Origin of the sequence: Niallia sp. FSL W8-0951, from assembly GCF_038006525.1 — a bacterium.
GTDB lineage: Bacteria > Bacillota > Bacilli > Bacillales > Cytobacillaceae > Niallia > Niallia circulans.
Window position 1 is genome coordinate 1,567,033 of sequence record NZ_JBBOVK010000001.1, and the last position, 15,040, is coordinate 1,582,072.

18 protein-coding genes are annotated in these 15,040 nt (G+C 35.3%); 5 read left to right on the forward strand and 13 right to left on the reverse strand.

All coding sequences use genetic code 11. The features are described 5' to 3' along the window. Positions 1-56: 56 nt before the first annotated feature. The 4 genes from NSS71_RS07420 to NSS71_RS07435 form a co-directional block, all read right to left on the reverse strand. A complete protein-coding gene (locus NSS71_RS07420) occupies positions 57-875 on the reverse strand; it encodes a pentapeptide repeat-containing protein (RefSeq protein WP_095320666.1) in 819 nt (272 codons plus the stop codon). A 322-nt stretch (positions 876-1,197) separates the two neighbouring features. Continuing rightward, complete coding sequence (locus NSS71_RS07425; protein WP_341151389.1) at positions 1,198-1,944, reverse strand: class I SAM-dependent methyltransferase; 747 nt, start codon at positions 1,942-1,944, stop codon at positions 1,198-1,200. A gap of 21 nt (positions 1,945-1,965) precedes the next feature. Continuing rightward, entirely contained in the window at positions 1,966-2,535 is a 570-nt protein-coding gene (locus tag NSS71_RS07430) for a histidine phosphatase family protein (RefSeq protein WP_341151390.1), read from the reverse strand. 1 nt (position 2,536) lies between these two features. Then, positions 2,537-3,022, reverse strand: coding sequence for an NUDIX hydrolase (locus NSS71_RS07435; RefSeq protein ID WP_053215569.1), 486 nt, complete (start codon positions 3,020-3,022; stop codon positions 2,537-2,539). Between the two features lie 158 nt (positions 3,023-3,180). On the opposite strand from NSS71_RS07435, the gene NSS71_RS07440 reads away from it, so the two are divergent. Continuing rightward, a complete protein-coding gene (locus NSS71_RS07440) occupies positions 3,181-3,414 on the forward strand; it encodes a DUF378 domain-containing protein (protein WP_047940529.1) in 234 nt (77 codons plus the stop codon). A 115-nt stretch (positions 3,415-3,529) separates the two neighbouring features. Here NSS71_RS07440 and NSS71_RS07445 read toward each other — a convergent pair whose 3' ends face one another. From NSS71_RS07445 to NSS71_RS07470, 6 genes are all read right to left on the reverse strand, one after another. Continuing rightward, positions 3,530-4,780 carry a DUF445 domain-containing protein gene (locus NSS71_RS07445; protein WP_341151391.1) on the reverse strand — a complete coding sequence of 417 codons (1,251 nt, stop codon included), beginning with the start codon at positions 4,778-4,780 and terminating at the stop codon, positions 3,530-3,532. Positions 4,781-4,966: 186 nt separating this feature from the next. Beyond that, positions 4,967-5,833, reverse strand: coding sequence for a proline iminopeptidase-family hydrolase (locus tag NSS71_RS07450; protein WP_341151392.1), 867 nt, complete (start codon positions 5,831-5,833; stop codon positions 4,967-4,969). Between the two features lie 45 nt (positions 5,834-5,878). Continuing rightward, positions 5,879-6,253 (reverse strand): VOC family protein, encoded by a 375-nt coding sequence (locus tag NSS71_RS07455; protein WP_047940527.1) that lies wholly within the window; start codon positions 6,251-6,253, stop codon positions 5,879-5,881. A 237-nt stretch (positions 6,254-6,490) separates the two neighbouring features. Continuing rightward, positions 6,491-7,201, reverse strand: a complete 711-nt coding sequence (locus NSS71_RS07460) for a nucleotidyltransferase domain-containing protein (protein WP_095259039.1) — start codon at positions 7,199-7,201, stop codon at positions 6,491-6,493. Positions 7,202-7,233: 32 nt separating this feature from the next. Continuing rightward, positions 7,234-8,127, reverse strand: a complete 894-nt coding sequence (locus NSS71_RS07465; RefSeq protein ID WP_341151393.1) for a PhzF family phenazine biosynthesis isomerase — start codon at positions 8,125-8,127, stop codon at positions 7,234-7,236. 25 nt (positions 8,128-8,152) lie between these two features. Then, on the reverse strand, positions 8,153-8,734 hold the full coding sequence (locus NSS71_RS07470; RefSeq protein ID WP_369988350.1) for a DJ-1/PfpI family protein: 582 nt from the start codon (positions 8,732-8,734) through the stop codon (positions 8,153-8,155). A gap of 163 nt (positions 8,735-8,897) precedes the next feature. On the opposite strand from NSS71_RS07470, the gene NSS71_RS07475 reads away from it, so the two are divergent. Continuing rightward, positions 8,898-9,218: a hypothetical protein gene (locus tag NSS71_RS07475; RefSeq protein WP_047940523.1), complete on the forward strand. Its 321-nt coding sequence runs from the start codon at positions 8,898-8,900 to the stop codon at positions 9,216-9,218. Positions 9,219-9,440: 222 nt separating this feature from the next. Further along, positions 9,441-9,956, forward strand: a complete 516-nt coding sequence (locus NSS71_RS07480; RefSeq protein WP_341151394.1) for a hypothetical protein — start codon at positions 9,441-9,443, stop codon at positions 9,954-9,956. A gap of 525 nt (positions 9,957-10,481) precedes the next feature. On the opposite strand, the gene NSS71_RS07485 is transcribed toward NSS71_RS07480, so the two are convergent. Continuing rightward, positions 10,482-11,669, reverse strand: a complete 1,188-nt coding sequence (locus tag NSS71_RS07485) for an RtcB family protein (RefSeq protein WP_341151395.1) — start codon at positions 11,667-11,669, stop codon at positions 10,482-10,484. Between the two features lie 120 nt (positions 11,670-11,789). On the opposite strand from NSS71_RS07485, the gene NSS71_RS07490 reads away from it, so the two are divergent. Then, on the forward strand, positions 11,790-12,563 hold the full coding sequence (locus tag NSS71_RS07490) for a YhfC family intramembrane metalloprotease (RefSeq protein WP_341151396.1): 774 nt from the start codon (positions 11,790-11,792) through the stop codon (positions 12,561-12,563). Positions 12,564-12,601: 38 nt separating this feature from the next. Here the strand turns inward: NSS71_RS07490 and NSS71_RS07495 are convergent, their stop codons facing one another. Then, positions 12,602-13,342, reverse strand: a complete 741-nt coding sequence (locus NSS71_RS07495) for a hypothetical protein (protein ID WP_341151397.1) — start codon at positions 13,340-13,342, stop codon at positions 12,602-12,604. Continuing rightward, positions 13,343-14,092, reverse strand: coding sequence for a hypothetical protein (locus NSS71_RS07500; protein ID WP_341151398.1), 750 nt, complete (start codon positions 14,090-14,092; stop codon positions 13,343-13,345). It lies immediately after the preceding gene. Between the two features lie 185 nt (positions 14,093-14,277). Here NSS71_RS07500 and NSS71_RS07505 point away from each other — a divergent pair, with 185 nt between their 5' ends. Beyond that, a complete protein-coding gene (locus NSS71_RS07505) occupies positions 14,278-14,892 on the forward strand; it encodes a DedA family protein (protein WP_061796352.1) in 615 nt (204 codons plus the stop codon). Positions 14,893-15,040: the final 148 nt, after the last annotated feature.

Genomic DNA, 15,040 nt, shown 5'->3' on the forward strand with positions numbered 1-15,040 from the left:
GGTTTATGACTTCAGTTAAGAAAGAGCGCATTCCATAAAAAAAGCTCCATAAATATTCACAAAATCTCTCTCTCTATCCAGTGTTTGGGTCTTTCAAAATAGTTTGGTATTTTAGTATGAACATCGCCAATAGCGGAATTAATTTGCGATTGTGTAAGGAAGAGCGCAGCTTCCAGGTTTGCTGCCCTTAAGTCAGCGTCTCGTAGATCTGCACCAATAAAATCAGCTCCTCGCAAATCACTATCCCTTAGATTAGCAGCAATCATGAGCTTCCCTCGAAAATTTTCCCCCTGTAAATCTAATCCTTTTAAATTAGCCCCTATAAAGTCCGATTTATTTTTTAATCTCTTTCTCCCTTTATTCATCCAACTCTCTCTATACTTTATGCTTGAAGCAATTAAGAGCTCGTTAACTTTCCTTCGATGGGAATTAAGATCAATTGTTAAAATCTCTTTCGGTGTTCTCTCGGTTAGTTCAACGGTTTCATCATAAATACGTTGAAGTTTGTCATGAAAAGAAGAAGTTTCCTTTAACGTAAGTGCTTGATTTAGATACCAGAGCATTTCATGTAGTTGTTGAACAAGCGGAAAGATAAGGAACATTTCTTCTGCATGCTTGCCCCTCCGCCAGTCCTCCCCCTTGTAAATGGTTTGAGATACATGCTGCCCAGCACCGAAGCATTCATATGATACACAACCGCGGAATCCTGTTTTTCTCAATTTATCATGGATGGAACAAGCATTGTCTGAACATAAATTTCTGCATGGCATTCCACTCTCTTTATCAAAGGGAAAATCTGCTGATTCTCCATATGGCAATGCTACACAACATAATCCAAAGCAATTTTGACAATCTGACTTTAACGCATTAATCATTTCCAAAACTCCTAGTAATTATTTATAAGCTTCTCGGTGAATCAGACATACTATTTACTAAAATAATATAAATAAGAATGGATATTGGTATAGTAATTATAAAGATTAAGCGAATACCTAATGGCGTAATACCAAGAAATTCACCTATCTCCCACAAACGCCACAAATCGCTTTATTATTTTGGGATTTCCTCATTTTGCGATTCATCCTAACCCTCCCATTTCATCAAATAAGCATGTGAAATTTCATTATCCTTTTTTCTCATTTCAGAACTTTTCAAGAAATTGATTTCATTCTTCTTCAACTAATTGTGTCTTTATCATCATTTCCTTGCAATAAGTGTAAATTCCCAAGGGATATTCTCCTTTTTCCAACCACGGTGTTCCTCAAATCGATCGATTGTAAACCTAGCCGTAATAACTGCATTAAGAATTTCGCTAAGTGTATAAAAGCGGAGAGAAACATCGGGAAAACCAACTTGCTCTTCTTCAGGGAAAAAATGTTTATATGCGATATCGCCTGTATGTATTTCCGTATCAAAATAAGCATGCTTCGCCGAGAAATCCTCATTCAAGCATTTCAGCAAAGGATGATAATCGCTTAGAATCATTGTGCCACCCTTTTTTAAAAGGGAAAATAAAAGGGAAAGAAGTTTATCTAAATTATAAAAATAATGGAGTACTCCACCTTCTAAATAGAGAATGTCAAACGTTTCTCCGTATGTTTGTAAATTGATGTCATAAACATCTCCTACCATATAATTTATGGACGTATTAGCATAATACGCTAGCTCTTTCGAGTATCGTTCATTTTCCTTTGATAGGTCAAAGACTGTCACCTCAGCTCCTAACAGTGCTAATGGCACTGCTTTCCTACCATTTGATCCACATAGATTTGCTATCCTTTTGTTCTCGACATTCTCTAAAAATGCTTGATGTTTTTTTAAACATGCTCGAGGGTTTTTCCTTATTTCTTTCGCTTTTTCCTTTGGGTGGCCATCTCGCTTTATCCAAAATTCATAGGCACGATATTCCCATGCCGCTTTATTAGTTGCACTTTGCTCATTCATAAGAAAATCCTCCCCTTGAAATCACTCCCATAATCTTTCCACTTCTACTAATTCATTTTTCATAAATTTCATCCGGTAAATATCTGGCTTTGTCGTTTGAAGTAAAAAATCTAAATCAAACCGCCTATCGTAGTAGCTCATCATTAACGTCATTACTACCCCATGGGTTCCAATTACAATCTTTTTTCCTACATATGTAGTTAGTAACTGTTTTAAAACCTTTATTGCCCGTTTTTGACATACTCTATTAGACTCAGCTCCAGCTAAGGCATGATCTGGATTCGAAAACGACTTACTAAGATATGGATACAATTCATTATTAGTTAATGAAACGGCATCTAGACTAAACACTTTTTCTTTTAAGTCTTCCATAATGAACACCTCTTTGCCCAAGGCTGCAGCTAAATCATTAATGGTTAAGATAGCACGTTGATAAGGACTGGAAACAAAAAGATCAATTTCTTCCTTTTGTAGCATTTTGCTTATACGTTCAGAATCCTCTTTTCCTTTTTCTGTTAACCCTCTTGTTCTTTCTGTTCCTTGGGCTTTTGACGATTCACCGTGTCTTACCATGTAAATATATGTTATCATTTTACTCTCCCACATTTTCCACTCTAATACGTAACCATTCCGTAGGTTTTTTCTTAATAAAGTGCTTTTCGATAAAGGTAAGAACTTCGTCATTTCCTGGCAGTGTTACGAATTCCTTTGCTTCTTCAAAAGACAACCATTTATACTCACTATGCTCATTATTTAACCGTACTTCTTGATTTTCCTCTACGATGCCAACAAATACTGGGGCAATATATAGGTAGTTTTCTACAGGCGAATATATTTGGTCAAATGTATTCGAACTATAAAGGGCTAGCTTGGTAATACCTGTTTCTTCCTTTACCTCTCTTAGAGCTGCTTCCCAAGCTTGTTCCCCTTGTTCTAGGCTTCCCCCTATGTAACACCACATATCTTTAAATACTGGAGTTGCTCGTTTCAATAATAAAACTTTATCTAAACCATTTATTTTTTTTAATAACACAACAGCAATTCCAGTACTGCAAATCGGTGTTTGTATCCCTTTCATTTTTTCACTCCAAACATTATGATAAATATTTTGTAAAGTTAAGTCCTTTTTTATTATAGTTCTTTTTTTTTGAAACTGGTAATATTTCTTAGATTTTAATTTGGTTAAAAGGGTATAAAGCTATTAGTGAGTTTCATAACACAAAAGGAGGTTAAAAGATGAGTGTATTACAGAAAATTGCCTTAATACTTATCGTAATCGGTGCTATTAATTGGGGACTTATCGGCCTATTTCAGTTCGACCTTGTCGCGGCGATTTTTGGAGGACAGCATGCAGGATTCTCTCGAATTATCTATAGTATAGTTGGAATCGCTGGTTTGTTGAGTCTTAGTTTACTTTTCTCATCAAAAAGCTTATCAAAAACAAGTTCCAAAAAGCGTACCGCCTATTAAATTGGAATATTCGCGCTTAATAATTACATGTCGACTATATCGTCATTAAAAAAATTAAAACGGCAAACAAAACTATGCATTTGTTTCGTTTGCCGTTTTTTCAATTATTATCTTGTTATAAAATATTCGCCACTAACTGAATTCCACTTAAGAACAGACCGATAATAAATCCGCATACGGCTCCGTTTACCCGAATCCATTGCAAATCTTTGCCAACATTATTCTCAATCATATCGACAAGTGTTTCGTTATCCAGCTTATCCAGATTTTCTTTTACTAAATTGCCAATTTGATCATGGTTTTTCTCGATAAAATGAGAAATTTGGTGAATAATCCAAGGATCAATCTTTTCGCTATTTTCTTCGATTTTTTCCACTAACTGCAGAATAAATGGAAGAGCTTTTGTTTCGATAAACTCCTTATTTTCAAGAAGTTCGATTGCCTTCTCTTGTGCTTGCTTGAGACTTGTTAAGATTGTATGATTGGACTCAAGTGAATCAAGTACTTTATCCTTCCATGTATTGATTCCTGCTAATACTTTCTCGTTTTCTGGAAGGCTTTCAATTTCCTTTCGAATGTACAGAACCAGTGCTTCACGGTTTTGCTCCCCATCTTTTTGAAGACTACGCATTCCACTCAAGCAGAGATTTTGGACAATTTGCCCTAACTTTTCCTCTGTTAAAATATTCTGCAATGTTTTTAACGCAAATTGCAGCATGCCGCTTGCCTCGACATTATTTAACACATTCATCGAAACAGAGCCAAGTTTTCGAGCTGTTTCTTCTTTTCGCAGCCAAGCTTCCGTTTTTACTAGAATATGATCCAAAGCCTTCTTGTCAACTTCTTCTGAAATTAATTGATTTGTAAGCAGATTTAGAATATTACTTATTTGCACATCTGATAGAGCCGCTGACATTTGCTTACGCACAAATGGAGTTATTTTTTCGACGTCTATATTTCTAATTGCTTGCTGTGTAGCCTTTATCATTGATTTCTTTACTGGTTCTGATTCTATTCTTGTATTGATGGCAGCAGTGATTTTTTCGGTAAAAGGAATATTCTTCACTTTATCCTGGATACTTTCCTTTGATAACCAATCTTTTTTCAAAACATTCACTAACCCATTTACCATCCTATCCCTATTTTTAGGTAGTAAAGCAGTATGTGGGATTGGCAAACCTAAAGGATGTCTAAATAGTGCTGTAACGGCAAACCAGTCTGCTAGTCCTCCGACAAGTCCAGCCTCAAAACCGCCATGAATTAGATGTATCCAACTATTATCTTGAAAAGGAAATGTCAGAATAAACCCCAATCCCATAATAAGCAGTGAATACCTTGCAAGCTTTCTTGATGATTTTTTTTCCACGCATTGTCCCTCATTTTACTTTTAAAATCGTTATTACATCTTTTTAGAGGTAGAACCTCTATTCTGTAGTATACCAATAATCACCTAAAAACAGAAAGAGAAAGTAGATATTTAGCGAATTTTTTCTTATGGTACAACAAAAGCCAAAAGATCTGTTCGACCTTTCAGCTTCCTCGCGCCGCTTTATCACTTGTCTAATAGCGATAAAAATTCATTCATTACCTTTCTATACTGTTCAGGTTCTTCTATATAGGCCATATGGGCACTTTCTTCAAATACATGAAAAGCTGCATGTGGAGTTCTGCTACTATAATATTCTGTTGATGCAGGTGTTGCTTCATCATAGCGCCCACAAGTATACAATGTTGGTATAGAAATTTTTGATAGCTGTTCTGTACAATCAAATGTTTTTAAGTTCCCTTGTACAGTAAATTCGGAAGGTCCCCACATTATTTGATACACATGTGGATTTCTAAAGTGCTTACCTTGTTTTAAATGTTCTGGATAAGGCTTTAATCTACATACAAAATGATCATTAAACACTTCAATCGCTTGTTGAAAGGCAGATGTATCTGTATTTCCCTTTTCTTCACAGCTTCTGATCGTTTCTTGCACCTCTAGTGGTAATAAAGCTAAATTTTTCTTTTGATCTTTTTCCCACAATGGTGCACTTAAACACGGACTGGAGAAAATAATGCTGCTAATTCCTTCTGGATTATTAAAATAAGAAGCAGCTGCAAGAGTAGTGCCCCATGAATGGCCAAGAATATGGACTTTTTTCAACCCTAAACCTGTACGAACTTGAGCGACTTCTTCTACAAACCTAGCTAATGTCCATAGGGAATCATCATCTGGTCGATCTGACTTTCCACAGCCTAACTGATCATACAATATTACTGGTCGATCGGTTGCCAATTCTTTTAACCCTTGTAAAGAGTAAGAGCTAGAACCTGGTCCTCCATGTAAAACAAGCAGTGGAGTACCTTCTGCTGTCTCATTATGTATGATATACCATACTTTTCCCCCTGTAACCTCTAAAAATCCTTCTTTCATCCGCTTACTCCTTTTCGATTATACTAACTAGTTTAGCCTATATAATTATTCCAATATCTTTCTTTCAATTATCTCCACGCGGTTTCCAAATGGGTCACGGAACTCAAAGCGCTCATAGCCTTCAATAGGAATAGAATTGGTGATTTCAACTCCTAAATCACTAAGTTTATTTTTCCAATCCGACATACTATCTACTTGGTAAGCAAGGTGAGACTTAGTAGAATAACGATCAAATCCATCTTCTGTTCCAACATGGACATCCATATTTCCTAGTGATAGCCAAAAACCACCTCTTCCTTGCAAAGATGCAGGCTTCGCTATTTCTTTTAACCCCAGCTCGCCACAATAAAAATCCTTAGCCTTTTCTTCCATTCCTTTAGGAATGGTTATTTGCACATGATGCACACCAATTATATTCATCTTCGCTATTCCTCCCTATATCTTCGTCCTATTAATCTTATAATGAGCTAACCTAATAAAACCATATCGTAAAACTAATCACTTATGATTAGAAAAAATAATGGAGAATAGGGGTCAAGAAGTCATACATTTCCTGGCTTCTCGACCCTACGTAATAGGGCACAGAATAAATCATACATTAAATCATGAGACTAGCGAAGGTACTAAATACTTTTTACTCCTACAATTAGGTTTTTATTATTCCTTACCAAGCGAAAATCCCGCAAACAGCTTGCCGCCATACGGCTTTAATACTTTTTCCGTAAGCTCTATAATTTTTTCTTTTTCTCTGGTTCGATAAAAGCAATCAAATGCTTCAATAAACTCATCCGCTAATAGAGAATCATAGTGCCGTAAACTCCTGACCATCCATTTCGATGTACCAACCCATTGCTTATTTACTCTTAAAACAAATTCGTGGAGAAGAAAGCTTAATGTGCTCGCAATGAAAATTTCCTCTTGTTTATTGTCTGCTCCGATCAAATCATCTAGTACATCTGTTATAAAGTAACGCTTCGTACGAATTGTTTCCTCTGACCATTCTTTCGGTCCTTCTGCCAGCATTTGTTCTGCTTCTTGTTTGATTGCTTGTAAAGCTCCGTCGTCTCTTAACACGATTCCTTCTGTGATCATTCGCTGCATAGAAGGTTTTGCTATATTATAGTCCATTAAGAAGAAATCTTTATAGGAAGATAAATTATGTACAAATACTTCGATTGGCCAACCAAATTCCATCATGGACTCTCTATAAGAAGAGACGATCTTTTCATCAAAAATGACAATATCAAGGTCGGAAGTAGCTGTTGCTTGTCCCCTTACTACACTTCCTGCTAAAACAGCAGCATTACAATGTGAATAATATGTATCTATAAAAAGGCGGGCTGCTTCCACTGGCTCTAATCTTTCCATTAATTATCCCCCAATTCTAATCACTAGTATCATCAATCAATAGTTATTTTTAATTCCTTGACAAACACTGCAGTTCCACTAATCTCCACATCCAATTGACCATTCCTCTCAGAAACAATAACAGATACTCTCCCATCACGACCTATCTCCTGACCTTGTTCAATGACAATAGTTTTATTTTTCCATTCCTCATCCACATATGTAATATAATATGCCCCCATCACTCCCGACGCTGTTCCTGTAACTGGATCTTCGCTTGTACCAGAGTAAGGAGAGGAAAAATGCCTTCCATGCATAATTGCATTTACATCGTAGGTTTCCAGGCAAAATGGATCAATGGACGCATGAGGAATTTCCGCTAAAATAGCTGGAAACAAGTCATTTTTCACAGCCATTTTGGAAAATACACGCAGTTCTTTAATAGGAACAAGGAGTGTCCACAGCCCCGTATTGCCATAAAGAATCGGAATATTTGTATCTAAATCAGATTCTTTAAGACCGATTGCTTCTGCTAATGCTAATCGTGAACCTTTGAATTGTTTAAATTGTGGTGTAACTTGCTTCATCGTAATGGCAGGAGAAGACTGATCACGATAATCAATTTTAATCGGAAGCACACCCGCCTTTGTTTCGATAGAATAAACTTCTTTTTCAGAGAGCAGCCCCATCGTTTTAAGAGCAAAAACAGTAGCGATAGTAGCATGACCACAAAGATTCACTTCATGTCCGGGGGTAAAATAACGAATTTTTAGATCAGCACATTCTGATGGTGAAACAAACGCCGTTTCATTAAAGCCCACCTCTTTAGCAATTTTCTGCATTTCTATTTCGGTATATTTCTCTCCCTCTAACACAATTCCAGCAGGATTTCCCTTATCCGGCTTATTAGTAAATGCATCATAATGTAAAACAGAAATTTTCTTCATTTCAATTTTCCTCCTACAAGTCTATTTATCTATCATATTCCATCCGCTTTGCTGTTTCCCTTCCTACTTCCTTGCCATATAACTTCTCCACTATATGAAAGGACATATTGATTCCGGCAGATATCCCGCCAGAAGTTAGTATCTTTCCTTCATCTACAAATTTCACTTTCCTAACTATCTGAACCTTTGGAAATTCTTGCTCCAAGCGATCGATATCCATCCAGTGCGTGGTAGCCTTTAAATTATCCAACAACTCAGCCTTCGCTAATAAAAATGCTCCTGTACAGACAGAAGTCATATATTCTACTTTCCTTGATTGCATTTTAATCCACTTAATGACAACAGGATTATAAATTTCGATTTCTTCTGCTCCATAGCCGCCTGGAACAATGAGAATATCCAAATCAGGATGGTTTTCAAAAGAAAAATCCGCTTCTATTCTAAGACCATTTCTTGCTAAAATAGTTCCTCCTTTTTCTGAAATAGTATAGACATGAAATAATTTATTCTCTCCACCAGCTAAAGAAAACACTTCAAATGGACCAGCAGCATCCAATACTTCTACTTCATTAAAAATCAATATTCCAACAATGCGAGCCTTCATAATTCCCCCTAAAATAGTATTCGTATGTAAAATAATGAAAAATCAATTAACAACCCTAGTCTTTACATCCTACCACGTTTTGTGAATTTTTAAATAATATTCCCACCAAATTTCTTATAAATAAATGGTATAATATTTGTTCGAATGAATTATTTGGGAGGAAAATATGATTCAAGCAATTGGCGTCGTTGATTTTCATTACAAACCAACGCGAACAACGAAATATAGAGAGAATGTAACAAAAAGGATTAACGCAAAAACTAATAAATACGATGATTCTTTTGAAGTTCTGACGATTTCAGAACCATATGATATGGATGGAGATATTTTTGTCCGTGTATCCTGCTCATTTACCATTTATATGTACGAAAAGGCCTATATTCGAAATCCCGAAGAATATGTTGGATCTGTATTTCCTACATTAAAAGAACGGATTACACCGCATATCATTGCAACAAAGGTTTATAGTTTAACAAAAAGAAGATGATTAAATGGGACTGTGCACATTTTTAGCGATTGTTAAGTTATAATAAAGTCATTTAGAATTGTATATAGTTGTTTGCAAGTCCTCCTTTAACTAACGTGGCATTTAGTACAATTAGAATGGAGGAACTAATAACCTTAATATCGAAAAGAATATACAAAACGTAAAAATCACGAGGAGACACTAAAAAAATAAGAAGTCAACAAAACAAAGCAGGTGGGATATATGGGCGAAAGAAGCATAAAAATGGAAACATATTATAATACAAAGGATATTGCCAAACGCAATGCACTATTAAAGCAATTAGTATTTGACTTGCCAGATGACGGAAAGGACTTTTTTTTAAGAGCTTATAAAAAAGAGCGATATTTAGATATGCGACTTACTGCCATTCGAGGATATGCTGCCTTTGCAAGCGAAGAAGAGGTGGCAATTTTAATGAATAGGATGTTGGAAATCTTAAAAAAGATCCCCGAAAGTACTCCATATAATTATCAGGAATATGAAATCTTGCGGTCAGCTTTTTTGATGCCCTACCTGCTGGAAAAATATAATTATGACTGTTTCAAAAAATTTAATGAACAGTTAGAAAAACAGTACGATGCCATGCCCGAAGTTTTCAAAGGAATTTTTACCTGCAATGAAAAAGGTGAACATATCCAACTGGTTCTCCCAGCAGCAGTACAGAAACGGATTAGAGCTTTCCTGCGTGGGTCAAAGACATCCCTGAGTGATTCTTGAACCCACAAGCCGCTTTTATCATCATGCTCGTAATATTCAATAGAAAATAATTTCGCCCCGCTATCACTTGGTATCTATGATAACTTTTAAAGAAGCTCCTTTGAGCACAAATATATATAATCTACGGAAATTAAACAACTTTAAAGATCTAACACTAATATGTATATCTTTCTATCAAATTTTAATAGCTTTAATATCATTTCAAAATTAGCAAGTATTACTGTTAATTTACCTAATAGGCAAATGGTTAATGGAGTAATAGGTATTCATACTATGGTGCCATTTGTTAATGAAAGTGGGAGGTTATAGCTTGGAAAAAACAAACGGAAAAAAAGCGAAAAAAGACTCCTTTTTTGGGAGCCTGTTAGACATTTTAATAGACTTTTTTGAGATTTTTTATGGATTTTTCCGATTTTTATTTCGCTCGCTTTTGAAATTCTTCTAAATGTGCATATTTGGAGAGAGGCGGAAGAAGAATCCTTTCCCTCTCCTTTATTTATATTTTTCAGCCTTTCTATTTCCTTCTTAATTTGCCTTAAAGTTATACAAAGGCTTAATAATTTCTGCAATATCAATAGTCTCTGCTGTATGTTTAATTATCTCTTCCATTGGTTTATAAGCAAATGGACTTTCATCTAACGTACTATTCTTCACGGAAGTACTCCAAACTTCTTTCATGGCTGACTCAAAATCTTTTAAGCTAACGGTCTTTCTCGCTTTGGTCCTTGACATTAATCTTCCTGCGCCATGAGGAGCGGATTGGTTCCAGTCCTCGTTTCCTTTTCCAAAGGCAATAATGCTGCCATCTCTCATATTCAAAGGAATAATTACTCTTTCTCCTTTTCTAGCAGAAATAGCTCCTTTTCTTAATATCATATTTTCCATATCAATATAATTGTGAATAGTAGTAAATTGATCTAAAACTGCCCAATTCATCTTTGTAACAATAACATCAATCATGGCAAGTCGATTTAAATAAGCATATTGTTGCGCAATCTTCATATCATGCATATAGTCTTTAAATCCTTGGGACTCTAAATAAGCAAGTTCTTTGTTTATTTTTGGTATTTCCATATTTTTTAAGCTTGCTTGAATTTCAGCATGCCTCCCCTCTTCCTTCAATTTAGCAATCATTTCTTTTTTGATCCCGTCGATATTAACTAAATTATCGTAAGCAAGTGTTTGGTAATATTCTGCTACTTGTGCACCTAAGTTACGGCTTCCACTATGTATAACGATATATACACTTCCATCAGCTGCTTCATTTAACTCGATAAAGTGATTACCTCCACCTAAGGTTCCAATACTATGTTCTGCTCTTTTTTTATTTATAGGAGCTTTCACCTCATCTAAATCAATTTGTTCCCTATATGAATGAGCTTTATCTCTGATCGAGAATCCGCTTGGAATAAACTTACGAACCGTTTCATCTAGTTCATCAAAATTCAAACTTGCTCTGTCTATCTTTAATTTTGCTACCGCCATACCACAACCGATATCTACCCCTACTAAATTAGGGACAATTTTATCTTGAATAGTCATAGTCGTACCTATCGTACAGCCCACTCCCGCATGCGTGTCCGGCATAATTCTAATCTTACTGTTCTTAGCAAATTCCTGATCACATAATTCCTTAATCTGTGCTTCAGCCACTTCTTCTAATTGATCCGTAAATACTTTAGCTCTATTATATTTTCCTGTTAATTCAATCATTTGGTCACTTCCTTTTTTCAGTTTTTTTACTTATATAGCTTGTATAATCATTGACGTATAGCTCCAATCTGTTATACACTTAATATAACAGATGAAACTGGAATGGGAGGAATAAAACGAATGAATTCTATTTATATTGGGATATCTCTGCAATTATTTCTGGCAGTAATAGTTCCTATTATATTAATGGTGTATTTACAAAGAAAAAAAATGATGTCTTGGAGATCCTTACTTGTTGGTATTGTTATCTTCATTGTATTTTCGCAAATTCTTGAAAAAATCGTTCATTTCATCGTGCTTAGCCCTACTGGAACGGAGTTGAAATGGAGCAGCAATCCTTATCTTTTTGCCTTATACGGCGGCCTAGCTGCAGGTATATTTGAAGAAATTGGCCGCTATTTTGCTTTTAAAGTATGGTTGAAGAACAATCATCAATTTAATGATGGACTATCATATGGATTAGGACATGGAGGAATAGAAGCTATATTTATAGGCGGCATGTCAGCACTAAATTCTCTGCTCATCTCATCTATGATCAAAACTGGGAACTTGGAAACAATATTGGGCCCTGCTGCGACACCTGAAGCCATTAACAACATTAAAGAGCAATTTGAACAAGCTAATGTAATGCTTTTTGCATCTGGTGGTTTAGAAAGAGTCTTTGCCCTTGCACTGCACCTTGCATTATCCATATTAGTCATTTATGCAATTAGACAGCAAAAATTTATATATGTTATTTATGCGATTCTTATACACGCAGCTATCAATTTCTTCCCAGCATTATATCAGGCGGGTACTATCACCAACCTACTTGTAATGGAAGTTTTTCTAGGGATAATTGCTGTACTATCCATCCTATTTATTGTAAAAATGAAACCAAAATTCGAGAAATAAATATTAGATATTCTGCTCTCCTTTTTATGGAGAGCTTTTTACCATTGTTCACCTTCCCATTCATCCATAATTACTATATCTTCTGTTGCGGCACCTGAACTGGTAATCCCACCATTTTCATAGCTATTAAGTGGTACTACATAATTACTTTTCTTATCATATCCTTTAACCCCATAATATAGTCCTTCACCATTGTAAGAAATAAAATCTTCCTCCTGATTCTCTATCTTTATTTGTGCTGCATTCCATATGGCTCCCCATTTATCTGGCACTTTGTATATACCATATGGTTTTCCACTGATTGATACGTCTTCCTCGATTTGAATTGCTGGTTCATACCATTCACCGCTCCAGCCACTTGTAAAATGTCGGTCTCTTATTAAATAGAAAGTAAGAGTTTCTATCTTTTTTTTGGAATCAAGATTCCATAGAAAATAGGATTCTGACTGATTTCCCGCCTTTATCCTCCATATAAGCGGTTCTCCAGTGGTTGATACATAGGTTACTTCCCATTTATTATCTATCCATTCTAATAAACTATAGCCATATTGATTATCACTAGAAAGATGTGGAATGAAAATATGCTTTTCATCTAAGGCTCTTTGGTCAAAAACTCTATTTATGTTCATTTCACCAGTATCTTCAATCATTTTTCTTATACTAGTTTCATTAGGAAGATCGGATGGAGAGCTTTCGGCTTCCTTTAAGAAAAGAAAAATAAAAAAGCATATAGCAATCATGACTACAACTAGTAAATACCATACTCTTTTAAATTTCATCTAATCTGTTCCCCCTTTTAATACAGATTCAGAGGAGCGAAAATAGTACTGACCCTTTTCTGTTGAAATAAGCATCCCCTTTCCATCTCTTTCCATATAAATGGTAGATTCATAGCCAATCCCCCACTTTGGAGTCGCTCCTAAAAGAATATAGGGAAAGCGTTCCATTGTCTGATGTGGCATCTGTTCTTCCTCTTCCCATTCTTCCTCCTTAATTTCTGGAAATGATTCATAATACCATTGCTGTGTATCCATTTTCCCAATCTCCCAAGAAGACAGACTTTCTATAAACAGCTCTTTATTAAGAACTGCTTGTTTGCCTGAAGGATGAATTAATAGAATGCCAGGATTATTTAGTTCAGCTAAAAAAGTCTCTACTTTATCGGTTGGATACAACAAACTCTGTACCAGAATACTAAGCAAGGTTGTAATAAGAAAAATATAATTTCCAAAGAATCCAAGCCAAGCAAATGGTCGATACACCTTCCAACGTTCTTTCCGCTTTCCAAAAACCAATATAAGTATCCATACACCAAGTGGTAAAATAGCTATCTTTACTGGTGTTTCACTAACCATAAATGAAAAGTTAAAGCAAAATAAACCGATGTATAAAATAATGGCCATTTTCCATATAACAGGTTTTTCTGTTTGTTTTCTATACACATAACATACTGCACTGATAAGTATGCCCCAACCAATTATAGTCATCATACTTGTAATTAACGCATTGGGAATCCAATAATCAAACATATACATCTCCTATAAATCCATTGAATTAATCCTTATTTTAGCACAATTACCAAATAACAACATCTCATTTTGTAAAAAAGTGAATGATATCATAATTGTAGAAATAGGATTATATTAGATGGTTTTAAAAGCATATGGTAAGATATTTTTATATGATTGAATGGAAAATATAAGGAGTGCATGGAATGGAAAATTGGATAATAGAAACGATGGAAAATTTTGGATATACAGGTATTTTGATATTGATTATGTTTGAAAATATCTTTCCACCCATCCCTTCGGAAGTTATTTTGACCTTTGGAGGCGCTATGACTGTAAAGACTAGTATGACCATTACAGGCGTTGTCATCGTATCTACAATTGGTTCTGTACTTGGAGCTATTATTCTTTATTTTATCGGTTCCTTATTGGATATAAAAAGATTGGAAAAAATTATTGATAAATGGGGCCATATCCTTCGTTTAAAAAGAGATGATTTATATAAAGCAGATCGCTGGTTTGATAAATTTGGCTATTGGACAGTCTTCTTCTGCCGCTTTATTCCACTTATTCGAAGTTTAATTTCGCTGCCAGCAGGCATGGCAAAAATGAATTTTGGTATTTTTCTATTTTTAACAACGATAGGTACATTCACATGGAATTTCGTTCTTATTCGTATTGGAGCAACAGTTGGTGATTCATGGGAAGACATCGTTCATTATATGGACATGTACTCCAATGTAGCATACGTGATAATTGCTGTAATAGGTCTTGCTTTTATTGGACAATACATATATAAACGAGTCATTAAGCAAAAATAAAAGGTCGTGGCTGGGACAAAATAAAATATATAATGGATAAAGAAGAACAATCTCTAATTTAGTGGTGAAACCAATTCGTTCCATTACACTACAGACACTTGATGAGTCGGGGAGCAAACTAAGCCTCCTCATATAGTGAGGAGGAGGA